The organism is Kitasatospora sp. NPDC059803 (assembly GCF_042732255.1).
Classification (GTDB): domain Bacteria; phylum Actinomycetota; class Actinomycetes; order Streptomycetales; family Streptomycetaceae; genus Kitasatospora.
In genome coordinates, this window is record NZ_JBHWIJ010000143.1 from 1 (window position 1) to 20,049 (window position 20,049).

At 74.7% G+C, this 20,049-nt stretch carries 21 protein-coding genes; 12 read left to right on the forward strand and 9 right to left on the reverse strand.

What is annotated here, in order from left to right; translation table 11 throughout:
* Positions 1 to 58: 58 nt before the first annotated feature.
* Both ACFV6I_RS22230 and ACFV6I_RS22235 read right to left on the reverse strand, forming a co-directional pair.
* On the reverse strand, positions 59 to 793 hold the full coding sequence (locus ACFV6I_RS22230) for a response regulator transcription factor (RefSeq protein WP_063349472.1): 735 nt from the start codon (positions 791 to 793) through the stop codon (positions 59 to 61).
* 320 nt (positions 794 to 1,113) lie between these two features.
* Positions 1,114 to 1,776, reverse strand: coding sequence for a DUF3000 domain-containing protein (locus ACFV6I_RS22235; protein WP_363368843.1), 663 nt, complete (start codon positions 1,774 to 1,776; stop codon positions 1,114 to 1,116).
* 146 nt (positions 1,777 to 1,922) lie between these two features.
* Here ACFV6I_RS22235 and hemE point away from each other — a divergent pair, with 146 nt between their 5' ends.
* Positions 1,923 to 3,026, forward strand: coding sequence for a uroporphyrinogen decarboxylase (gene hemE / locus ACFV6I_RS22240; RefSeq protein WP_063349474.1), 1,104 nt, complete (start codon positions 1,923 to 1,925; stop codon positions 3,024 to 3,026).
* 67 nt (positions 3,027 to 3,093) lie between these two features.
* Here the strand turns inward: hemE and ACFV6I_RS22245 are convergent, their stop codons facing one another.
* Together ACFV6I_RS22245 and ACFV6I_RS22250 are read right to left on the reverse strand one after the other, a co-directional pair.
* On the reverse strand, positions 3,094 to 4,065 hold the full coding sequence (locus tag ACFV6I_RS22245) for a DUF4349 domain-containing protein (RefSeq protein ID WP_380427205.1): 972 nt from the start codon (positions 4,063 to 4,065) through the stop codon (positions 3,094 to 3,096).
* 88 nt (positions 4,066 to 4,153) lie between these two features.
* The gene (locus ACFV6I_RS22250; protein WP_363627966.1) at positions 4,154 to 4,606 is read right to left on the reverse strand and encodes a DUF523 domain-containing protein; all 453 of its coding nucleotides are present in this window, start codon (positions 4,604 to 4,606) and stop codon (positions 4,154 to 4,156) included.
* 43 nt (positions 4,607 to 4,649) lie between these two features.
* Between ACFV6I_RS22250 and ACFV6I_RS22255 the strand changes: the two genes are divergently transcribed.
* From ACFV6I_RS22255 to hemQ, 3 genes are read left to right on the forward strand one after another with little or no spacing between them, the layout of a single operon-like run.
* The gene (locus ACFV6I_RS22255; protein ID WP_380427207.1) at positions 4,650 to 5,240 is read left to right on the forward strand and encodes a Uma2 family endonuclease; all 591 of its coding nucleotides are present in this window, start codon (positions 4,650 to 4,652) and stop codon (positions 5,238 to 5,240) included.
* Positions 5,241 to 5,274: 34 nt separating this feature from the next.
* Positions 5,275 to 6,708 carry a protoporphyrinogen oxidase gene (gene hemG / locus ACFV6I_RS22260; protein ID WP_380427209.1) on the forward strand — a complete coding sequence of 478 codons (1,434 nt, stop codon included), beginning with the start codon at positions 5,275 to 5,277 and terminating at the stop codon, positions 6,706 to 6,708.
* A complete protein-coding gene (hemQ, locus tag ACFV6I_RS22265) occupies positions 6,705 to 7,430 on the forward strand; it encodes a hydrogen peroxide-dependent heme synthase (protein ID WP_063349479.1) in 726 nt (241 codons plus the stop codon). The genes hemG and hemQ overlap by 4 nt, the downstream gene beginning before the upstream one ends.
* A 52-nt stretch (positions 7,431 to 7,482) precedes the next feature.
* Here hemQ and ACFV6I_RS22270 read toward each other — a convergent pair whose 3' ends face one another.
* From ACFV6I_RS22270 to ACFV6I_RS22280, 3 genes are all read right to left on the reverse strand, one after another.
* Complete coding sequence (locus ACFV6I_RS22270) at positions 7,483 to 8,265, reverse strand: TIGR04222 domain-containing membrane protein (RefSeq protein ID WP_380427211.1); 783 nt, start codon at positions 8,263 to 8,265, stop codon at positions 7,483 to 7,485.
* A gap of 69 nt (positions 8,266 to 8,334) precedes the next feature.
* Complete coding sequence (locus tag ACFV6I_RS22275) at positions 8,335 to 9,432, reverse strand: TIGR04222 domain-containing membrane protein (RefSeq protein WP_380427213.1); 1,098 nt, start codon at positions 9,430 to 9,432, stop codon at positions 8,335 to 8,337.
* Positions 9,433 to 9,527: 95 nt separating this feature from the next.
* Positions 9,528 to 10,841 (reverse strand): DUF692 domain-containing protein, encoded by a 1,314-nt coding sequence (locus ACFV6I_RS22280; protein ID WP_380427215.1) that lies wholly within the window; start codon positions 10,839 to 10,841, stop codon positions 9,528 to 9,530.
* A 268-nt stretch (positions 10,842 to 11,109) separates the two neighbouring features.
* On the opposite strand from ACFV6I_RS22280, the gene ACFV6I_RS22285 reads away from it, so the two are divergent.
* The 8 genes from ACFV6I_RS22285 (at position 11,110) to ACFV6I_RS22320 (ending at position 18,703) form a co-directional block, all read left to right on the forward strand.
* The gene (locus tag ACFV6I_RS22285; RefSeq protein WP_380427217.1) at positions 11,110 to 12,030 is read left to right on the forward strand and encodes a GNAT family N-acetyltransferase; all 921 of its coding nucleotides are present in this window, start codon (positions 11,110 to 11,112) and stop codon (positions 12,028 to 12,030) included.
* A gap of 116 nt (positions 12,031 to 12,146) precedes the next feature.
* The gene (locus ACFV6I_RS22290; RefSeq protein WP_063349484.1) at positions 12,147 to 12,950 is read left to right on the forward strand and encodes a hypothetical protein; all 804 of its coding nucleotides are present in this window, start codon (positions 12,147 to 12,149) and stop codon (positions 12,948 to 12,950) included.
* Positions 12,951 to 13,071: 121 nt separating this feature from the next.
* The gene (locus ACFV6I_RS22295) at positions 13,072 to 14,085 is read left to right on the forward strand and encodes an MBL fold metallo-hydrolase (protein ID WP_063349485.1); all 1,014 of its coding nucleotides are present in this window, start codon (positions 13,072 to 13,074) and stop codon (positions 14,083 to 14,085) included.
* A gap of 105 nt (positions 14,086 to 14,190) precedes the next feature.
* Positions 14,191 to 16,074: an ATP-binding protein gene (locus ACFV6I_RS22300; RefSeq protein ID WP_380427219.1), complete on the forward strand. Its 1,884-nt coding sequence runs from the start codon at positions 14,191 to 14,193 to the stop codon at positions 16,072 to 16,074.
* The gene (locus tag ACFV6I_RS22305) at positions 16,071 to 16,502 is read left to right on the forward strand and encodes a roadblock/LC7 domain-containing protein (protein WP_363368868.1); all 432 of its coding nucleotides are present in this window, start codon (positions 16,071 to 16,073) and stop codon (positions 16,500 to 16,502) included. Before ACFV6I_RS22300 ends, ACFV6I_RS22305 begins: the two co-directional genes overlap by 4 nt.
* Positions 16,499 to 16,852 (forward strand): DUF742 domain-containing protein, encoded by a 354-nt coding sequence (locus ACFV6I_RS22310; protein WP_063349488.1) that lies wholly within the window; start codon positions 16,499 to 16,501, stop codon positions 16,850 to 16,852. Before ACFV6I_RS22305 ends, ACFV6I_RS22310 begins: the two co-directional genes overlap by 4 nt.
* Before the next feature lie 55 nt (positions 16,853 to 16,907).
* Positions 16,908 to 17,516 (forward strand): ATP/GTP-binding protein, encoded by a 609-nt coding sequence (locus ACFV6I_RS22315; RefSeq protein WP_363369119.1) that lies wholly within the window; start codon positions 16,908 to 16,910, stop codon positions 17,514 to 17,516.
* The gene (locus ACFV6I_RS22320) at positions 17,513 to 18,703 is read left to right on the forward strand and encodes a cytochrome P450 (protein WP_380427221.1); all 1,191 of its coding nucleotides are present in this window, start codon (positions 17,513 to 17,515) and stop codon (positions 18,701 to 18,703) included. Before ACFV6I_RS22315 ends, ACFV6I_RS22320 begins: the two co-directional genes overlap by 4 nt.
* Before the next feature lie 128 nt (positions 18,704 to 18,831).
* On the opposite strand, the gene msrB is transcribed toward ACFV6I_RS22320, so the two are convergent.
* A complete protein-coding gene (msrB, locus tag ACFV6I_RS22325; RefSeq protein WP_380427223.1) occupies positions 18,832 to 19,236 on the reverse strand; it encodes a peptide-methionine (R)-S-oxide reductase MsrB in 405 nt (134 codons plus the stop codon).
* A 22-nt stretch (positions 19,237 to 19,258) separates the two neighbouring features.
* Positions 19,259 to 20,049 (reverse strand): glutamate ligase domain-containing protein (locus tag ACFV6I_RS22330; RefSeq protein WP_380427225.1); only part of this gene is annotated, 791 nt, incomplete at its 5' end.

A 20,049-nucleotide genomic window follows, 5' to 3' on the forward strand; every position in this document is an offset into this window, starting at 1 on the left:
GGGGGCCCCGCGACACACTCGCCCCCCCCCCCCGCCCGTGGCGGGGCCGTCCGAGGACTCAGTGGATGATGCCGGTGCGCAGCGCGACCGCGACCATCCCGGCGCGGTCGCCGGTGCCCAGCTTGCGGGCGATCCGGGCGAGGTGGCTCTTGACGGTGAGTGCCGACAGGCCCATCGCCACCCCGATCGCCTTGTTCGACTGTCCTTCGGCGACCAGCCGCAGCACCTCGACCTCACGGCCCGACAGCTCGCGGTAGGCGGACTGCTGCGTGCCCGGCGCACCGGGCGCACCGGGGGCTCCGTGGGTTCCGTGGGCGCCCGGCGCACCCACGGCGCCCGGCATGCCCGGCATGCCGGGGCGGCGCATCCGCCCGGCCAGCCCGGCGGCGCCGAGCGGCAGGCCCGGGCGGCCGGGCATCGCCACGTTGGTGCGGGTGCCCGTGACGACGTATCCCTTGACGCCGCCGGCCAGCGCGCTGCGCACGGCGCCGATGTCGTCGGCGGCGGACAGGGCCAGGCCGTTGGGCCAGCCCGCGGCGCGGGTCTCGGCGAGGATGGTCAGGCCGGAGCCGTCCGGCAGGTGTACGTCGGCGACGCAGATGTCGCGCGGGGTGGAGACCCGGGGGCGGGCCTCGGCGATCGAGGACACTTCGATCACGTCCCGGACGCCGAGCGCCCACAGATGGCGGGTGACGGTGTTTCGGACACGGGGATCGGCGATGACCACCATGGCGGTGGGCTTGGTCGGCCGGTAGGCGACCACGTTTGCGGGGTGCTCAAGAAGGACCGACACCAGGCCTCCTGCGGGGAGTGGCGGACGGAACCCCGAGGGGGCGGTCGGAGTGTTCCGCGTTCGGAAAGGGTCACAGTCTGCTTCGGCAGCTACCGTGCCCGGCTTTAGCGAAAGATCACGATCTAGTGAGTAACAATACGGACAAATCGCGCATATGAGTGATGCGACCCGTCCTGAATTCGCACAAAATCGATCAGATCTGGTGCTGATCGGTCGGTTTCAACCGGTTAATTGACCCAGAGCGGGATCGAAGTCACACTCCGTCAGCCCTGGGGGTGGCATCGGGGCCGCCGGGGCCGCCCGGCCCGGGGCGCCACTCCTCAGTGCGAACGAGGACGCCGCCGCGCGGGCATCGGGACCACCCCACCGAGTGACGGCACATCGGCCGGCGCCTGCGGGGCCGGCGCGGCCGGCGGCAGGCCGGCGCTGATGCACAGCAGGTCCCCCCAGGCCGCCAGGTGCCGCTCGAACCGGCCGTCGGCCGGCGTCCAGGAGGCCCGGATCTCGATCTCGGTCGAGGACGGGCGGTCCGCCAGCCCGCCGAAGTACTGCGAGGCGCAGTGGCTCACCGTGCCGGACGGCTCCGCGTACCCGGCCCCGTGCGCCTGCAGCGAGTCCAGCAGCCAGGCCCAGCCGACCTCCGAGAGCATCGGGTCGCCGGCCATCTCCGGCTCCAGCTCCGCCCGGGTCATCGTCACCACCCGGAACTCCCCGTTCCAGGCCTCCTGCCCGGCCGGGTCGTACAGCAGCACCAGCCGGCCGTCCGCCAGCTCCTCGCCGTCCACCTCCACCGAGGCGGTCACCGCGAACGCGTACGGGGCCAGCCGGCGCGGGGCCGGCGCGGGGGAGAGCTGGATCTCGGGCCGCAGCCGGGCGCCGTCGAGGGCCTCCACGGCGGCCCGGAACTCGCTCGGAGCCCCCTCCCGACCTGTTCCGCCACCTGCTCCGCCACCCTGCGCGGGGTGCCCGCCGACCGCTGCCATGACCCGAAGACTAGGTCGAAAACCGCGGTTAAGGCCGCAACTTCCGTCCGAGCGGCGTGCCGGAACGGCAAACCCGGCCAGATCTTGGAGGAACCGACGAGACCGGCCGGGAAGAGCGCCCCGAGGCGCATGCGAAGATTTGGACCGTGAGCGAGACTACGGCAGACACCACGGCGGCCACCCCCGACGGCCGGCCCACCCCCGCGCGCCGCGGCGCCGCGCACGACTCCGCGTTCCTGCGCGCCTGCCGGCACGAGCCCGTGCCGCACACCCCGGTGTGGTTCATGCGCCAGGCCGGCCGCTCGCTGCCGGAGTACCTGAAGGTCCGCGAGGGCATCCCCATGCTGGAGTCCTGCATGCGGCCCGAGCTGGTCAAGGAGATCACCCTCCAGCCGGTCCGCCGGCACAAGGTGGACGCGGCGATCTTCTTCAGCGACATCGTGGTGCCGCTCAAGGCCGTCGGCATCGACGTCGAGATCAAGCCCAACGTCGGCCCGGTCATCGCCGACCCGATCCGCACCGCCGAGGACCTCAAGCGGCTGCGCCCGCTGGAGCCCGACGACGTCCCCTACATCACCGAGGCCGTCGGCCTGCTGGTGGACGAACTCGGCGAGACCCCGCTGATCGGCTTCGCCGGCGCCCCCTACACGCTGGCCAGCTACCTGGTCGAGGGCGGCCCGTCCAAGAACCACGAGCACACCAAGGCCATGATGTACGGGCAGCCCGAGCTGTGGGCCGCCCTGGTCGACCGGCTCGCCGACATCACCTCCACCTTCCTGAAGGTGCAGATCGAGGCCGGCGCCTCGGCCGTCCAGCTCTTCGACTCCTGGGTCGGCTCGCTCGCCCCCGACGACTACCGCCGCTCGGTCATGCCGTCCAGCACCAAGGTCTTCGACGCCGTCGCCTCCTACGGCGTGCCGCGGATCCACTTCGGCGTCGGCACCGGCGAGCTCCTCGGCCTGATGGGCCAGGCCGGCGCGGACATCGTCGGCGTCGACTGGCGGGTGCCGCTGAACGTCGCGGCCGAGCGGGTCGGCCCCGGCAAGGGTCTCCAGGGCAACCTCGACCCGGCCGTGCTGTTCGCCCCCACCAAGGTCGTCGAGACCAAGGCCCGCGAGGTGCTGCACGCCGCCCAGGCCCTCGGCACCAGCGGCCACATCTTCAACCTCGGCCACGGCGTCCTGCCGTCCATGGACCCGGACGCCCTCTCCCGTCTCGTCGCCTTCGTCCACGAGGCCAGCGCCCGCTGACCCCGGCGGCGGGCTCCCTCCCGGCCGGGAGGGGGCCCGCCGTGGTCAGTCCTCGCCCAGTCCTCGTTCAGTCCTCCGCGGGCCCTTCCTGCGGGCCGGACTCCGGGGGCGGCGCGGCCGCCGGGCGGCGCCGGCGCCACAGCCGGTACAGCAGCGCCCCCGGGACGCCCAGCACCAGCAGGAACGGCGCCACCGCCGCGAGCCCCACCGCCAGGGCGCGCACGATCGCCACCAGTACGTGCCAGCCGCCGCCCAGCGCGGAGCCGACCGACGCCCCGAAGCCCTCGCCGCCACCCTTCGGCGGTCCCGGGGTGGGCGTCGGCGAGGCGGCCGCACGGCGCACGTCCAGCGTGACGGTCGAGAGCGAGGTCTTGCCGGCCAGCTCCTTCTGCTGCTTCTGCAGCGACTCCAGATCGGCCTCCCGGCGGCTCAACTCGGCCTCCAGCGTGGTCACCTCGCTCAGCGACTTCGCCTGCCCCATCAGCGCCCGCACCCGCTCCACGCTCGCCTGCTGGGTCTGCACCCGGCTCGCCACGTCCGCGACCTGCTGGGTCAGGTCGTCCGCCTGGCTCCTGCGGGACACCACCTGGCCCAGCGCGGCCAGCTGGTCCAGCGTCTGCTGGTACGCGGCGGAGGGGATCCTCAGCGTCAGCTGGCCGCCCGCCTCGCCCCCCGCCGTGCTCCCCGACCCGCCCTCCACCGCGCCGGAGACCGACTCGGCGCCGACGTAGCCGCCCGCGGCCGCCGTCAACTCCCGGGCCTTCGCCAGCACCTGGGCGACGTCCCCGGTCCGCAGCGTCAACTGCGCGGTGTACGCGATCAGCCGGTTGTCCGCGACCGGCTGGGCGCTCGCCCCCGCCGCCGGCGCCGTCCCGGCGGCGCTCGGCGCGGCCGCCGGTGCCGCCGGTGCCGCCGGTGCGACGGCGTCCGCCTTCGCCGCCTCCCCCGCCCGGTCCGCACCGCCTGCGCTGCACGCCCCGACCAGCAGCACGCCCGCGGTCGCTACCGCCAGCGCCCCCGCCCCTGCCCGTCTCCCCATTCCGAAGCCCTCCCCAAGTCCGTTGTGAGATCTCCCCATTGGACGAAGGAACGCCCCGGGCGGACCCCGCCGGAAGGTCGCGACTCGATCACAGCTCGGCAGCGGACCGGACAACCTCGATGCCCGCCCGCCGCAGCAGCGCCGCCGTCACCCCGTCCCCGGGGCGCAGCTCCCCGGTGAACGTCCCGTCGTACACCCGCCCGCAGCCGCACGACGGGCTGCGCGCCATCAGCACCGCCCGCCGCGCCCCCGCGGCCTCGGCCGCCGCCAGCGCCGCCCGGGCCCCGGCCACGAACTCCGCCGTACAGTCCGCGCCCGTCGCGTCCACCACCCGGGCCCGCCCGTCCAGCACGTCCGCGCCGTCCCCGCCCACGATCTCCGCCGCGGGCCGCGGGGTCGGCAGCCCGCCCGCCCCCTCCGGGCACACCACCACCGCCCGCCCCGCCTCGACCAGCCCCACCACGTCCGGCGAGGTCTTCGCCCGCCCGTCGTACCGACACGGCACCCCGGCCAGACACGCACTCACCACGATCGGTTCCATGGACCGACCTTACGGGGTGTGCCCGATCCGCTACGTTGGGGCCATGGATGAGCTGCCGGAGTGGATGTACGCACCCCGAGTCGAAGGCTGGTTCGCCGAGGACCTCGACCACCTGCCCGATGCGCCCAAGCACACCGAACTCATCGACGGCGCCCTGGTCTTCCGCAGCAGGCCCCAGTCGTTCTGGCACAGCCATGTCGGGTCGCAGCTGACCGCAGCACTGGACGGGCTGGTGCCGGCCGGGCAGCGGGCGACCGGGGGCATGACGATCACGCTGGACCGGCGCAGCCGCCTGGAGTCGGATGTGCTGGTCACCGACGCGGACTTCGACCCCGATCGGACCTGGTTCGCGCCCGGCGAGGTCCCGCTCGTGGTCGAGGTCGTCTCCCCGGAGTCCGCGCACCGCGACCGTACGGTCAAGGTCCGCAAGTACGCCGAGGCCGGGATCCCGCACTACTGGATCGTCGAGGAGGAGGACGGCCTGCCGGTCGTGCACGTCTTCGAGCTGGAGCCGGCGACGTCCTCCTACGTCCCGGCCGGGACCTTCCGCGGCAAACTCGAACGCCCGGTGCCGTTCCCGATCACGATCGATCTGGACGGGCTGGTGCCGAGCGGGCGGCGTGCAGCGGATTGAGGGCCCGGTGTAAAGACCTGCGAGACTGCGAGGCATGTCGGATGCACAGGTCGTCGTCGTCGGTGGTGGGATCGCGGGGCTGGCTGCGGCCGCTTTTCTGAGCGGGGCCGCCGGGGGGCCGGTGCGGGCGCGGGTGACGCTGCTGGAGGCGTCGGAGCGGGTCGGCGGGAAGCTGCGGGGCGGCGAGGTCGGCGGGGTCCGGGTGGACCTGGGGGCCGAGTCGATGCTCGCGCGGCGGCCGGAGGCGGTGGAGCTGGCCCGGGCGGTCGGGCTGGGCGAGGAGTTGGAGCCGCCGACCACCGCGAAGGCCTCGATCTGGACGCGGGGCGCGCTGCGCCCGCTGCCGGGCGGGCAGGTGATGGGCGTCCCGGGCGATCTGGACGCGCTGGCGGCCTCCGGGGTGCTCACCGCCGAGGGGCTGGAGCGGGCCCGGCACGAGGGCGCCACCGAGGTCGGGGACGACGTGGCGATCGGCCGCTACGTCGCCGACCGGCTGGGCCAGGAGGTGGTGGACCGGCTGGTCGAGCCGCTGCTGGGCGGCGTCTACGCCGGGCGGGCCGAGGAGATCTCGCTGCGCGCCGCCGTGCCGCAGCTGCTGGCGATCGCGCGGGGCGGCGGCTCGCTGGTCGACGGGGTGCACGAGCTGGCCTCGCGGCCGAAGGTGGTCGGCACGCCGGTGTTCCAGGGCCTGCGCGGCGGGCTCGGCACCCTGCCGGAGGCCGTCGCCGCCGCCTGCCGGAAGGCGGGCGTGGACCTGCGCACCGGCACGTCGGTGGACGGGCTGCACCGCACCCCCGGGGGCTGGCGGGTGGTGACCGGCGGCGGCGAGGTGTTGCACGCGGACGCCGTGGTGCTGGCCGTCCCGGCGCCGGCCGCGGCCCGGCTGCTGCGCGCGGACGCGCCGGCGGCGGCCGCCGAGCTGGACGCCGTCGAGTACGCGGGCATGGCGCTGGTGACCCTGGCGTTCCGCCGGGCCGACCTGGCGGAGCCGCCGGCCGGCAGCGGGTTCCTGGTGCCGCCGGTGGACGGGCGGCGGATCAAGGCGTCGACCTTCTCCTCCAACAAGTGGGGCTGGCTGGAGCGTTCCGCCCCGGACGCGTTCCTGCTGCGCACCTCGCTGGGCCGCTACCGCGAGGAGGAGGCGCTGGAGCTGCCGGACGAGGAGCTGGTGGCCCGGTCGCTGGCGGACCTCGGGGAGGCGATCGGCCTGACCGCCCGGCCGTACGACACCGCCGTCGCGCGCTTCCGGGCGGGCCTGCCGCAGTACCCGGTGGGCCACCTGGACCGGGTGGCCCGGATTCGGGCGGCGGCCGCCGGGGTGGGGGGACTGGCGCTGTGCGGCGCCGCGTACGACGGGGTCGGCATTCCGGCCTGCATCGGCTCGGCGGCCGCCGCGGTGGCGGCCCTCGACAAACTGTTGACCCCGGCAACCGGGGAAGGTTCCACGGAGAGGACAATGGGCGCATGACTGAGACCGTTGAGCGGCAGCCGGAGCAGCAGCCCGAGAAGAAGAAGGCGCGCGACCTGAACCAGGTCATCCGCTACACCATGTGGTCGGTGTTCAAGCTCAAGGGCACGCTGCCCGAGGACCGCACGGCCCTGGCCGCCGAGGTGGACGAGCTGTTCGCCCAGCTGGCCGCGAAGGACGTGACGGTGCGCGGCACGTACGACGTGTCCGGTCTGCGCGCGGACGCCGACCTCATGGTCTGGTGGCACGCCGAGGACTCGGACGACTTGCAGGAGGCGTACAACCGCTTCCGCCGCACGGGCCTCGGCCGCCAGCTGGAGCCGGTCTGGTCCAACATGGCGCTGCACCGCCCCGCCGAGTTCAACAAGTCGCACATCCCGGCGTTCCTCGCCGACGAGCGCGCGCGCGACTACGTCTGCGTGTACCCGTTCGTCCGCTCCTACGAGTGGTACCTGCTGCCGGACGCCGAGCGGCGCGCGATGCTCTCCGAGCACGGCCAGATGGCCCGCGGCTACCCGGACGTGCGGGCCAACACGGTGGCCTCGTTCGCGCTCGGCGACTACGAGTGGCTGCTCGCCTTCGAGGCGGACGAGCTGCACCGCATCGTCGACCTGATGCGCGACCTGCGCCCCTCCCGGGCCCGGCTGCACGTCCGCGAGGAGGTGCCGTTCTTCACCGGCCGCCGCAAGCCGGTCAGCGAGCTGCTCAACGGCCTGGCCTGAGTTCCGCGGGATCGGTGAACGGGGTCCGCTTCGGCGGGCCCCGTTTCGCGTGTCACGTCCGGTGGGGGCGGAGGGCGGCGCGCAGGCGGGGGTCGGGGAGGACGGCGGGGCCGTTCATGGCGACGGCGGTGAGCAGTTCGCGCTCCTCGTCGTCGGCGAGGCCGTGCTGGCGGGCCGGGCGGACCTCGCGCAGCACCTCCTGGCCGACCGGGGACGCCCAGCGGGTGTAGGGGTAGACGTCGACCCGGGCCATCAGCAGGGTGCCCGAGGTGAGCACCAGCGGCAGCGAGAACCAGGCGAGCGGGGCGACGGTGTCACCGCCGGTGAAGCCGGTGAGGGCCAGCGCGGCGGCCAGCAGGAGGAGCGTCAGCAGCAGCGCGTGCCGTACCTGCCGGACCACCAGGACGGTGCTGCGCTGGACCAGGGCCGGGGTGGCCAGGCCGGCCAGCGAGAGCCGGGCGCCGATCTCCAGGACGGTCGGGTGCTCGGCCATCGCCCGGCGCAGCCCGTCGGTGCGGCACTGGCCGTCGGGGCCGACGGTGACGATGACCGCGCGTTCCAGGCGGCTGCGGCCCCGGGGGTCGACCACCGTCGTCCAGCCGGTGTGCGCCAGGTGCAGCCGGCCCCGGCCGGCCATCAGGACGAGGGCGAGTTCGACCACCCGGTCCGGGCCGCCGGCCAGGTAGGCCGTCTCGTACAGCCCGATCCCGACGGCCTCGGGCGGGCGCAGGCCGTCCGCCTCGGCCAGGGCGTCGGCGGTGGCGGTCGTCCGGACGAGCCGGAGACACGAGAGGACCGCCGCGACGCACGCCGGTATCAGGAACAGCAACCACATGGGCTTGTTGTATGCCTGGGCCGACGGCGCGGGGAACGGCTTCCCGGACCGCGATACCGAACTGTGACGTCAGGAGCCGCAGCCGCCGCCGCCACCGCAGCTCGACGAGGACGACCCGCAACTGGACGAGGACGACCCGCAGCTCGACGAGGAGGAGCCGCAACTGCTGGAGCCGGAGCCGCAGCTGGAGGACGAGGATCCGCAGCTGCTACTGCTTCCCCCGCAGCCGGAGGAGCCGGAGTGGGAGGAGCCGCACCAGGCCGTGGAGCCCCCGCAGGAGGACCCGGACGAGCTGCACGAGCTGGGGGGAAAGCTGCTGGAGGAGCCCGTCGAGGAGGAGGCGGCGTAGGAGCTCGCGGCGGCCGACTTCATCGCCTCGTCCTGGGCGGCCGCGGCCAGCATCGCGGACTGCAGCTCGTCGTCCTCCAGCCCGGCGGCGGCCAGCCCGCCGAGCGCGAGGGCGCCCAGCAGCACGCCGCCGGTCGTCTTCGGCGACAGGCCGGCGCTCGGCGTCCACGGCGTGCCGACCTTCATCAGGGAGAGCTGGCGCCGCCCGGCCGGGGTGATCCGGCCCTTGACCGGCCAGGTGACGAGCAGGCTCATCCCGCCGAAGACCAGGAGCACCACCGGGACCCACGGCGCGGGGCGGTCGGAGCCGGCGCCGCCGTCGTCCAGCACGTGGGCGAGGACGGTCGAGACGGCGACGCCGAGCAGCGCGAGCCAGAGCAGCCGCCGGGCGGTGCGGGCCCGCCGCAGCCGCTCGGGGCGGCGCATCAGGCCGCGGTCGGCGAGCCGGTTGCCGATCTCCTGCACGGCGGCGGAGCGCATCACGGCCCGGCGCAGCGGGGCGAGTTCACGGCTGCCGCCCGGGCCGACGGCGTCCAGGACGGCCTGGTCGACGGCGTCGTACGGCTTGTGCCCGGTGAGGGTGACCAGGCCGGCGCGGCTGATCACGGCCCGCTCGGAGAGGTGCATCCGGATCAGGGCGGTGTCGAAGACCCGGCCGGGGCCGCCGGACAGGAAGGCGGTGTCCATCAGCGGCAGGCCGCGGCCCGGCAGGCCCCGGACGTGTGCGACGTGGCCGACCCGATGCTTGGTCCGGGCCGCGTACAGCGAGGCCGCCACCAGCAGGACGGCGGGGATGACGAAGTAGGTGTTGTGCCACATGGGCGGGTTCCCCCCGAAGGTGTGCGGTGAAGACGGGTGCTCAGCGCCTGCTCAGCGCCTGCTCAGCGCCTGCTCAGTGCCTGCTCAGTGCCTGCTCAGTGCCGCAGGGCTCGGCGCAGGCGGGCGAACGCGCCGGGCGGCCGCTCGGCGGCCGGGTGGAGCCACTGTTCCAGGGCCCGGCGGTGGTCGGCGGCGAGCGGGCCGCCGTCGGCGAGTGCCCAGGCGGCGAAGGCCCGGGCGTCGGTGCGGTAGCCGCCGGTCTGCGGGTGCCGGCGGGCGTAGTCGAGGAACAACGGCCCGTACGGCCGGCCGAGCAGGCGGGGCAGTTCGGGGGCCACCTTGGCGACGGTGTCCCGCCGTTTGGTGGCCAGGCCGGTGGACTGGGCGCGGACCTGGTCCGGGTCGAAGCCGGGCGGGACTGGCCCGCCGGCCACCAGGGCGGCGAGCAGGTCCTCCTGGCGCCGCGCCAGCCGGGCGCGGGTGCCGCTCGGGCACGCGCCCGCCGCGGTCTCCCGGGGCTCGGTGCGGGGGGCCGGTGGGGCCGTCCGCGGGGTGCTCCCCTCCAGCACCCGGCGGATGGCGTCCAGTTCGCCGGCCAGCTCGCTGGGCGGCGGGAAGGCGGCGTCCCGTTCCAGCAGGACGCCGGGTGGTGCGACCCGTGCGCAGAGTTCGGCCAGGACCTCCAGCACCGGTTCGGTGACGGGGTGGGCGTGGGTGTCGTGCCAGACGCCGTCGACCAGGGTGCCGCCGGCGACGTGGACGTAGGCGAGCGCCTCCAGCGGCAGGCGGTCCAGTTCGGCGGCCGGGTCGATGCCGAGGTTGACCCGGTTGGTGTGCAGGTTGGCGACGTCGATCAGCAGCCGGACGCCGGTCCGCTCGACCAGTTCGGCGAGGAACTGCCCCTCGGTCAGCTCGTCGTCGGGCCAGGCCAGCTGGGCGGCGATGTTCTCCAGTGCGAGCGGCACCGGGAGTTGGTCCTGGGCGATCCGGACGTTCTCGGCGATCACCCGCAGCGAGTCCCGGGTGCGGGGGACGGGCAGCAGGTGGCCGGCCTCCAGGCCGCCGGCCCGGACGAACGCCAGGTGCTCGGTGACCAGCGGGGAGCCGAGGGCGAGCGCCGCCCCGGCGAGCTTGGCGAGCCGGGCGGGGTCGGGCAGGTCGGCGCCGCCGAGGCCGAGCGCCACGCCGTGCGGGATGACGGTGACGCCGCGGGCGCGCAGGACCGTCAGGGACTCGGGCAGGTGGTCGGCGCAGATGTTCTCGGCGACCACCTCGACCCAGTCCAGGCCGGGTTGGCGTTCGACGACGGTGTCGATCTCGCTGCGCCAGCCGAGGCCGACGCCGAGGCGGGGTGTGCCGCCCCGCGCCGGGGTGGCGGAGCCGGGCAGGTCCAGGGCAGGGGAGGTCATCGGTTCGCCCCCTTTCGGAGGGCCGGGTGGGGAGGCCGTCGGGTGGTGCGGGCTTCGTCGCCAGGACCGCGCGGCCGTGTTGCTGAGGATGTCCCCGGGTGGGGCGGCTGCCAAGCCCCGCCCGGTCTTCTCAGAGCATTATTTGAGCTTGCCGCCGCGGGGGTGAGGGACTTTGGTCCCGAGCCGGGGCCGTTGCCGCAGGTGAGGCGCACCGGCGAGGGAAAATTCGCAGGCGCCGGACGGGCGGGCGGGGCTAGCGTGGGAACCCATGACTTCTTTGACGATCCGTGACTTCCGCCCCGACGACGCCGAGGCCGTGGCCGCCGCCCACCGGGCCGGGCGCGAGCACCTGGTGATGACCTCCGAGGCCCTGCTCTGGATGAACGGCCGGCAGAGCCCGGGCGAGCACTTCCGCACCTTCGTCGCCGAGCTGGACGGCCGGGTGGTCGGCGCGGTGCGCTGTGCGGCGGTGCTCGGGACGACGACCGCCGGCGTCGGGTACGCCAACGGCAGCGTGCTGCCGCGGTTCCGGCGGCGCGGCGCGGCGACCGCGCTGCTGGCCGCGGCCGAACGGCACCTGGCCGGGCACGGGGTGAGCGAGCTGCACACCTGGCTGGACGACGAGCCCGCCTCGCTGGCCTTCGCCGCCGCCCGGGGCTACGAGCTCGGGCGCGCGGCGCAGTTCGGCGGACGGGACTTGGCGCTGCCGCTGCCGCAGGCGCCCGTACGGCCGGCCGGCGTCGAGCTGCGCCCGGCCGCCGACTGGGCGGCCGACCCGCGCCCGCTGTTCCTGGTCGAGGCGGACGCCGTCCGGGACGAGCCCGGCGAGGTGCCGATGGACGCCCTGGAGTACGAGGACTGGCTGCGGGGCGACTGGGCCCGGCCGGACCTGGACCGGGCACTGACCGTCGTCGCCGTGGTGGACGGCGAACCGGCCGCGTTCAGCATGGCGCAGACCGACGGGGTGGACCGCTACTGGTCCGCGTTCACCGCCTGCCGCCGGGAGTTCCGCGGGCGCGGGCTGAGCAAGCTGGCCAAGCTGGAGTCGCTGCGCCTGGCGGCCGCGGCGGGCTACCGGCGCGCGTACACCTCCAACGACGAGACCAATGCGCCGATGCTCGCGATCAACGCGTGGCTGGGGTACGAGCGGTGCGCCGGGGAACGCAAGGGGATCAAGCGCTTGAAGTGACGCGGGGTGCGGCAATCCTGACGGTCGGAATTGCCGCGAGGGGGGTATTTCCGGCCACGGAGGGGACTTAACCAGGGCACACAGTTCGTGGTCGAGTCTTTCTCCGTGGGGATGATATGGAGATCCTGCTCCAGGTGTTCATCGCATCGGTTCCGGCCGTGATCGGCTTCCTCGCGGCCCGCTCCCTCGCCCGGACCAGACTGTTCCTGCGCTACGGCTTCCTGCGGGCGCTGCTGGCGCCGTACAGCCGGGTGCAGATCATCACGCCGAGCATCGAGGTCGCGGAGTTCGCCTTCACCACGGACGGCTGCCAGCTGACCAGCCGCGGGCCGAAGAACGTGCTGTTCATGCCGATGGCCGAGGCCAGGGCGATAGCGGGGCTCACCGACCTGCTGCGGAAGGTCAACCGGAAGGCGACGATCGAGCTGGTGGTGGCCGGCGCGCAGGATCCGCGGATGCCGACGTTCTCGATCGGGGGCCCGAGCGTCAACTCCTATTCCGGTGGCGTGCTGGACGCGGTGTTCCCGGATTTCGCCATCGAGTACCCGGACGAGGCCCGTGCCCGGTGGGGCGCAATGACCTTCGAGGCGCTGTACAACCCGGCCGGGGAGCTGATCCGCGACCACGGTTTCATCTTCGTGACCCGCACGCCCCGGCAGGCGCCCTGCGTCGTGCTCTGCGGGGTGTTCGCCTTCGGTTCCGCGATGGCGGTGGAGGCGTTGACCGCGGCGAGCCGCAACTCCCCGCTGGCGGCGCTCTTCCGCTCGGGGGAGAAAGGATTCGTCGCGGTGGAGGGGCGGGTGATAGGCCTGGACACCGTCGACGTCACGGTCGAGGTCTGTCGTACCCTGCCCGCGCCCCGGTCCGACGTTCCGTCGGGATTCCGGGGCGAGGTGTCCACGGGTCGTCCCGACGGTTGAGACGATTGGTCTCGACCACAGGGGGCGAAACCGGACAGCTCGGGAGAGTCTGGGGCAGTAACTCCTGGCGGCCGTACAGGTTTTGCCCCGCCCCTGACACACTTTGGGCATAATCGCGCACATGACGATCAACCGTGCGAACGTGAGCGCGATTGCCGAGGACCTGTACGTGTGGCTCCCCCCGAAGCGGGGCTGGGGCCTGGCCAACTGCGGACTGCTGGCCTCGGCGAAGACCGCGCTCTGGATCGACACCCCCTACGACCCCACCCTGGCCGGGGAGTTCCTCGCCGCCAGCCGCCGCCTGCTGCCGGCCGGGGTCGAGGTCGACCGGGTGATCGTCACCCACGCCAACGGCGACCACCTGTGGGGCGCCGGAGTCGTCCCGGACGCCGAGGTGATCTCCACCCGCGAGGCGCTGGAGCACATCCACTACGAGCCCACCCCGCAGCAGCAGCACGCCCTCGTCGTCGGCGGCGACCCGGACTCCCCGCTCGGCGGCTACCTCAGAGAGCACTTCGGACGGTTCGACTGGTCCGCCACCGACCCCGTGCACCCGGACACCGTCTTCACCGGCGAGCTGGAACTGCGGGTGGGGGAGTACCCGGTGCAGGTGACCGGCCTGCCCGCCGCCCACACCAGCGGCGACCTGATCGTCCACCTCCCGTACCAGCGTGCCGTCTTCACCGGCGACGTGATCTTCGGCTCGACCCCCGAGTACCCCGGCGACCACCCGGTGCACTGGGCCGGCCCGCTGGAGAACGTGATCACCGCCTGCGAGCGGATCCTGGCCACCGGCGCCGAGATCTTCGTCCCCGGCCACGGCCCCGTGCTCGACCGCGACGGCGTCCGCCACCACATCGCCTACCTGACGTACGTCCGGGAGCGCGCGCACGCCCTGCACACCGCCGGGATCCCCGCGCTGGACGCCGCCCGACGGGTGATCGCCGAGCAGCGCCACCCCGAACTCGGCCTGCCCGAGCGGCTGGTGCTCACCGTCGCCGCCGAGTACCGGCACCTGGACGGCACCGAGGTGCCGAACGTCCTGGAGGCCATGGGCCAGGTCGCCCAGGTGGCCCGCGAACTCTCCGAGGACGCCGCCCGCAGCCCGCGCCCGCGCGCCGCCGCCCGGGACTGACCGCCCGGGACTGACCGCCCGCCGCGCCCCGGCCGGACCACCACCGGCCCCCGGCCCGGCAGCAGCCGACCAGCCAGGACCCCCAGAGGACTCCCGAGGACTTCGATGACGCAGATCGCGCAGATTGCGCTGATCGCCCTGGCGCTGGTCGCCGCCGCGACGGCGGGCGTGCTCGCCCGCGGCCGGGCCCGGGCCCTCACCCGGGCGGTCGCCGCCGAGACCGCCCGCGGCCACGGCGAGGAACGCGCCCGCGCCGCCGAAGGCCGGCTGGCCCGCGCCGAGCAGCAACTGCGCGAGGCGCAGGAGGCCGCCCGGCGCGCCACCGAGGAGACCCACCACGCCGAGAGCCGCTACCGGGCCGCCGAGGAGCGCACCCGGGAGGCCGAGAGCCGAGCCCGCACCGCCGAGGACACCACCCGGGAGACCGACCAGCGGGCCGCCGCCGCGAGCACCCGGGCCGGGGAGGCCGAACGGCGGCTCACCGTCGCCGAGGAGCACACCGCCGCCCTGCTCGCCGAGATCGGCCACCTCGCCCAGGAACGGGTGGCCGCCACCGCCGTCCGGCTCAGCCACGCCAACGCCCCGCTGGTCGGCCCGCTGGACCCGCAGGCCGTCGGCCCCGAGGCCGTCCGGGCGCTGCAGTCCGTCCTGGACGCCGCCTCCGCCGCCCTCACCGACGAGCGCGAACGCGTCGACGCCGCCGCCCGCGCCGCCATGCGCGGCGCCACCTCCCGGATCCAGACGCTGCTCTACCAGATCCAGAGCCTGGTCCAGCAGCTCCAGCACGACAACGACGACCCCCGGCTGCTGGAGGTCGACTTCCGCAACGAGGTCGCGCTGCGCCGGATCCAGACCGTCGCCGTGCTCTGCGAAGCCTGGCCCGGCCTGGCCCGCACCGACTCGCCGCTCGCCGAAGTGGTGGTCGGCGCGCTCTCCCGGGTGCCCGGCTATGCCCGGATCAAGGTCGCCAACCACCTGCGCGAGCAGCGGCTCGCCGTGGTCGCCCGGGCCGCGGAGCCGCTGGCCATCACCGTCGCCGAACTCCTCGCCAACGCCTCCGCCTACTCGCACCCGGAGACCGACATCCCGGTCACCGTCCAGCAGGGCGGCCGTGGCGCGCTGGTGATCATCGACGACAGCGGCATCGGCATGGACGACGACCAGCTGCGCCGGGCCCGCCGACTGCTGGCAGGCCCGCCCGACGTCCTGCTCACCGAACTCGGCAACCCGCCCAAGACCGGCTTCGCGGTGATCGGCAAACTGGCTCGCCAGTACGGCTTCTCCTGCCACATCGAGCCCTCGCCGTACGGCGGGATGCGCACCATCCTGCGCATCCCGGCCGCGCTGGTGACCGTCGTCGACGACGAGCAGCCGCTGTCGGTGCTCACCCCGCTGCCGCTGCGGGCCGGCGCCGGCCCGGCCCCCGCGCCCACCGTCCAGGCCGTCCCGCCGATGCGCGACGCCGACGAGGGCGACGGGCCGCCCCCGCTCGCCGACCGGCACAACCAGCCGGGCCCGCACCCCGCGCCCGCCATCCACGCGGTGCCCGACGCGCCGGCCGGCCCCGCCGACCCGGTCGACGACGGCACCGGCCTGCCCAGCCGGCGGCGCCGCCGACCGGTCACTGCCGACGGCCCCGGCGCCCCCGAGCCCGCCGCCAGGCCGTCCGCCGTACCGGCCGAGCCGCCCGCCCGGGCCCCCGAGCGGACGCCCGAGCGCGCCGCCGCCCACTGGCAGGCGCTCCAGGAGGGCACCGACTCCGGCCGCGCCGCCGTGGCACAGGCCGCCCGCGGGACCAGCACGACCGGCGAGTCCAGCACGACCGGCGAGTCCAGCACGACCGCCGGGACCAGCCCGGCCGCCGGGACCAACACGACCGGCGAATCCAGCCCGACCGGCGGGAGCGGCCCGACCGCGGCCGCCCGCGACACCGGTGCCCGCACCACCGTCCGTCCGCCCGCCCCGACCCCCGAAGGAGCCGAGCAGTGACCAGCACGCCCAGCCCGACCACCACCGACGAGATCTCGTGGGTGCTGACCCCGCTGCTGGAGCTGCCGGGGGTGCTGCACGCGGTCATCGCCACCGGTGACGGCCTCGTCGAGGGAGCCTCCGACGGGCTCGACCGCGCCTCCGCCGAGCGGGTCGCCGCGATGACCGCCACCGTGCACGCCGCCGCCCGAGCGTTCACCAGCGCCTTCACCGACACCGAACGGCCCCGGCTGGCCCAGACCGTCGTCGAGTCCGACCTCGGCTACGCCGTCGTCGTCCCGGCCGGGGAGAACACCTCGCTCGCCGTGTTCACCTCCCCGGAGGCCCAACTCGGCAACGTGGCCTACCAGATGCAGGTGCAGGTCGCCGCCCTGGGTCGTGCCCTCGCGAGTCCGAGCCGGCAGCAGGACACCACCGTCCGATCATGACCGCCGTACCCCGCAGGCGGATGGTGCCCGCCTACCTGGCCACCGGCGGCCGCAGCCGCCCCGGCACCGCCGGCTTCGACCGGCTCACCGTGCTGTTCGCGGACCGCACCGAACCGCCCCGCGAGCTGGAACCCGAACACCAGCGGCTCTGGGAACTGCTGCGCCCCGGCGCGCTGACCGTGGTGGAGGCCGCCGCGCACCTGTGCCTGCCGGTCAGCGCCACCGTCTTCCTCGCGGCCGATCTGGTCGAGGCGGGCTGCCTGCGCGCCCGCGCGCCGATCCCGCGCGCCCAGCAGACCGACCGCTCCATCGTCGAGAGGCTCCTCGTTGGACTCCGTGCGCTCCGGTAGCCCGGCCGACCGGCCGAGCCGGGTGGGCTACCTGCCCGACCGGGACCAGACGCTGATGAAGCTGGTGGTGGCCGGCCCGTTCGGGGTCGGCAAGACGACGCTCATCCGCACCCTCTCCGAGATCGCCACCCTGCACACCGAGGAGGCGATGACCGAGACCGGACGGCCGGTGGACGACCTGGCCGGCCTGCCCGAGAAGGCCACCACCACGGTCGCCGTCGACTTCGGCCGACTGACCCTGCCCGGCAACCTCGTGCTCTACATGTTCGGCACCCCCGGTCAGCGCCGCTTCTTCCCGCTCTGGCAGGACATCGCCCGCGGCGCCCTCGGCGCGCTGGTGCTCGCCGACACCCGCCGGCTCGCCGACTCCTTCGAGATCATGGACATGGTCGAGGAGCAGGGCCTGCCCTACGCCGTCGCCGTCAACTGCTTCCCGGACGCGCCGGTCCACTCGATCGAGGTGCTGCGCGCCCACCTGGACCTGCACCCCACCACCCCGCTGCTGCTCTGCGACGCCCGCGAGCGCGGCGCCAGCCTGGACGCGCTGATCGCGCTGGCCGAGCACGTCCTCGACGGCCTGCCCGCCGCCCCCGCGAACGCCCCCGACCCCGCAGACCAGGTAGCGACCGTCCCTGCCGCCTCCGCCGCCGAGGAGCGCCCGTGACCACCGACACCCGCCCCACCCCGATCTACGGCCCGGTCTTCGCCGCCGACCCGCAGCTGGTCTACGACCGGCTGCGCCGCTACGGGGCCGTCGCCCCGGTGGAGATCGCACCCGGCGTCGAGGCCCTGCTGGTCACCGACTACCAGGCCGCCCTGGACCTGCTGCGCGACACCGACACCTTCTCCAAGGACTCCCGCGCCTGGCAGCGCACCGTCGCCCCCGACAACCCGCTGCTGCCGGTGCTCGGCTACCGCCCGACCGCCCTGTTCAGCGACGGCGAGGTGCACGCGCGCTACCGCGCGGTGATCACCGACGGCCTCGCCCTGCTCGAACCGCACCGGCTCCAGCGCCGGGTCGCCGAGGTCGCCCACCAACTGGTCGACCGCTTCGAGGCGGCCGGCACCGCCGACCTGATCGCCGAGTACGCCCGCCAGCTGCCGGCCTTCGTCCTCACCACCTGGTTCGGTGTGCCCGAGGAGCACAGCGCCCGGCTGGTCGCCGGGATCGCCGGGATGATCGAGTCCACCGAGAAGGCCGTCGTCGCGTACGGGGACCTCGTCGCGGTGGTCACCGCCATGGTCGCCGAGCGGCGCGAGCGGCCCCGGCACGACCTCACCTCCTGGTTCGTCACCCACCCGGCCGGGCTGGAGGACGACGAGGTGATCCGGCAGATCACCCTCACCATGATCGCCGGGCACGAGCCGACCACCAACCTGATCGGCAACGCCCTGCTGCGCCTGCTCACCGACGCCCGCTACGCCGGCTCCCTCATCGGCGGCGCGATGACCGCCTACCAGGCGATCGACGAGGTGCTCTGGCACGAGCCGCCGCTGGCCAACCTCTCCGCCCACTACCCGCGCTACGACATCACCTTCCACGGCCGGGAGATCCCAGCCGGCACCCTGGTGCTGGTCTCCTACGCGGCCGCCAACTCGCAGGCCGCGCCGCCCACCGACGGCACCGAGCTGCGCAGCGGCGAGAGCGCCCACCTGGCCTGGGCGGCCGGCCCGCACGGCTGCCCGGCCCGTGACCCGGCGCTGCTGATCGCGATCACCGCGATCGAGCAGCTGACCAGCCGGCTCAGCGACCTCGAACTGGCCACCCCGGCCGAGGAGCTGCTCTGGCGCCCCGGCCCGTTCCACCGGGCCCTGGTCCACCTCCCGGTCCGCTTCGCCCCGACGGCCTGAGCCCCGGTGCTCTGAGTGGTCCGAACCCGAGCGGTCCGAGCGGTTCGGGCCCTGGCGGCCGGGACGGACGAGGGCCCGGGTGTCCGTCCGTACGGAAACCCGGGCCCTCGCGGCGCGACCGGCCGGTGCTACTCGGCCGGCTTCAGCGTCAGCGAGACGCTGTTGATGCAGTACCGCTGGTCGGTCGGCGTGCCGTAGCCCTCGCCCTCGAAGACGTGGCCCAGGTGCCCGCCGCAGCGGGCGCAGCGCACCTCGACCCGGCGCATGCCGAGCGTGGTGTCCTCGATGTACTGGACCCGGTCCCCGGCCAGCGGCGCGTAGTACGACGGCCAGCCGCAGTGGCTGTCGAACTTGGCCTCGGAGCTGAACAGCTCCGCGCCGCAGGCCCGGCAGCCGTAGACGCCGACGGTCTTGGTGTCGGTGTACTCACCGGTGAACGGGCGCTCGGTGCCCGCCTCGCGGAGCACGTGGTACTCCTCGGGGCTCAGCTCGTCCCGCCACTCGGCCTCGGTCTTCTCGATCTCGTAGCTCATCACGGCTCCCGGTCGGGGTACGTCAGACGTTGGAGGCAACGTTCGAGAGGTGCTGCACGCTTCCCCGGATCTCCTCCAGGATGGCGGGGCCCAGGTTGGTGACGTCGCCGGCGCCCATGGTGAGCAGCAGGTCGCCGGGGCGGGCCAGGCCGGCCAGCACGGCGGGGGCGGCGGCGAAGGAGTGCTCGGCGGTGACGTCGGCGCCGGCCCGGTGGGCGGCGTCGATGATCAGCTCGCTGGTCACGCCGGGGATCGGGTCCTCGCGGGCCGGGTAGATGTCCAGCACCACCGAGGCGTCGGCCAGCGCCAGGGCCTGGCCCATCTCCTCGGCGAGCTGCTGGGTGCGGCTGAACAGGTGCGGCTGGAAGACCACCAGTACCCGGCCCTCGCCCTCCAGGCCCTCCCGGATCGCCTCCAGGTCGGCGGCCATCTCGGTGGGGTGGTGGGCGTAGGAGTCGATCACCTGGACGCCGCCGGCCTCGCCCTTGAGCTGGAGGCGGCGCCGCACGCCGGTGTAGGCGCCGAGGGCCTTGGCCAGGTCGGCGGCCGGGACGCCCAGCGCGACGCCGGCGGCCAGCGCGGAGACCGCGTTGTGCGCGTAGTGCCGGCCGGGCACCGAGACGGTGAAGGACAGCTCGGCGCCGTCCAGCTCGACGGTGACCTCGCTGGTCATGCCGCGGGCGACCACCCAGCGGACCCCGACCTGGGCCGCCAACGCGGCCGCCGCGGGGAACCCCCGGAGGCCCCCCCCGCCCGCCCCCCCCCCGGGGGCCACCCCGCGGGCCGGGGGGGGGGGGGTGAACACCACCGTGG

Excerpts from the sequence above, each read along its gene's own strand:
- ACFV6I_RS22270 (WP_380427211.1), bottom strand. The coding sequence starts at position 8,265 with ATGTGGTTGCTGTTCCTGATACCGGCGTGCGTCGCGGCGGTCCTCTCG.
- ACFV6I_RS22310 (WP_063349488.1), top strand. The coding sequence starts at position 16,499 with ATGACCGCCGTACCCCGCAGGCGGATGGTGCCCGCCTACCTGGCCACC.
- ACFV6I_RS22275 (WP_380427213.1), bottom strand. The coding sequence starts at position 9,432 with ATGTGGCACAACACCTACTTCGTCATCCCCGCCGTCCTGCTGGTGGCG.
- ACFV6I_RS22280 (WP_380427215.1), bottom strand. The coding sequence starts at position 10,841 with ATGACCTCCCCTGCCCTGGACCTGCCCGGCTCCGCCACCCCGGCGCGG.
- ACFV6I_RS22300 (WP_380427219.1), top strand. The coding sequence starts at position 14,191 with ATGACGCAGATCGCGCAGATTGCGCTGATCGCCCTGGCGCTGGTCGCC.
- msrB (WP_380427223.1), bottom strand. The coding sequence starts at position 19,236 with ATGAGCTACGAGATCGAGAAGACCGAGGCCGAGTGGCGGGACGAGCTG.
- ACFV6I_RS22250 (WP_363627966.1), bottom strand. The coding sequence starts at position 4,606 with ATGGAACCGATCGTGGTGAGTGCGTGTCTGGCCGGGGTGCCGTGTCGG.
- hemG (WP_380427209.1), top strand. The coding sequence starts at position 5,275 with ATGTCGGATGCACAGGTCGTCGTCGTCGGTGGTGGGATCGCGGGGCTG.
- ACFV6I_RS22290 (WP_063349484.1), top strand. The coding sequence starts at position 12,147 with ATGGAGATCCTGCTCCAGGTGTTCATCGCATCGGTTCCGGCCGTGATC.
- ACFV6I_RS22245 (WP_380427205.1), bottom strand. The coding sequence starts at position 4,065 with ATGGGGAGACGGGCAGGGGCGGGGGCGCTGGCGGTAGCGACCGCGGGC.
- hemQ (WP_063349479.1), top strand. The coding sequence starts at position 6,705 with ATGACTGAGACCGTTGAGCGGCAGCCGGAGCAGCAGCCCGAGAAGAAG.
- ACFV6I_RS22295 (WP_063349485.1), top strand. The coding sequence starts at position 13,072 with ATGACGATCAACCGTGCGAACGTGAGCGCGATTGCCGAGGACCTGTAC.
- ACFV6I_RS22285 (WP_380427217.1), top strand. The coding sequence starts at position 11,110 with ATGACTTCTTTGACGATCCGTGACTTCCGCCCCGACGACGCCGAGGCC.
- ACFV6I_RS22255 (WP_380427207.1), top strand. The coding sequence starts at position 4,650 with ATGGATGAGCTGCCGGAGTGGATGTACGCACCCCGAGTCGAAGGCTGG.
- ACFV6I_RS22315 (WP_363369119.1), top strand. The coding sequence starts at position 16,908 with ATGAAGCTGGTGGTGGCCGGCCCGTTCGGGGTCGGCAAGACGACGCTC.
- ACFV6I_RS22235 (WP_363368843.1), bottom strand. The coding sequence starts at position 1,776 with ATGGCAGCGGTCGGCGGGCACCCCGCGCAGGGTGGCGGAGCAGGTGGC.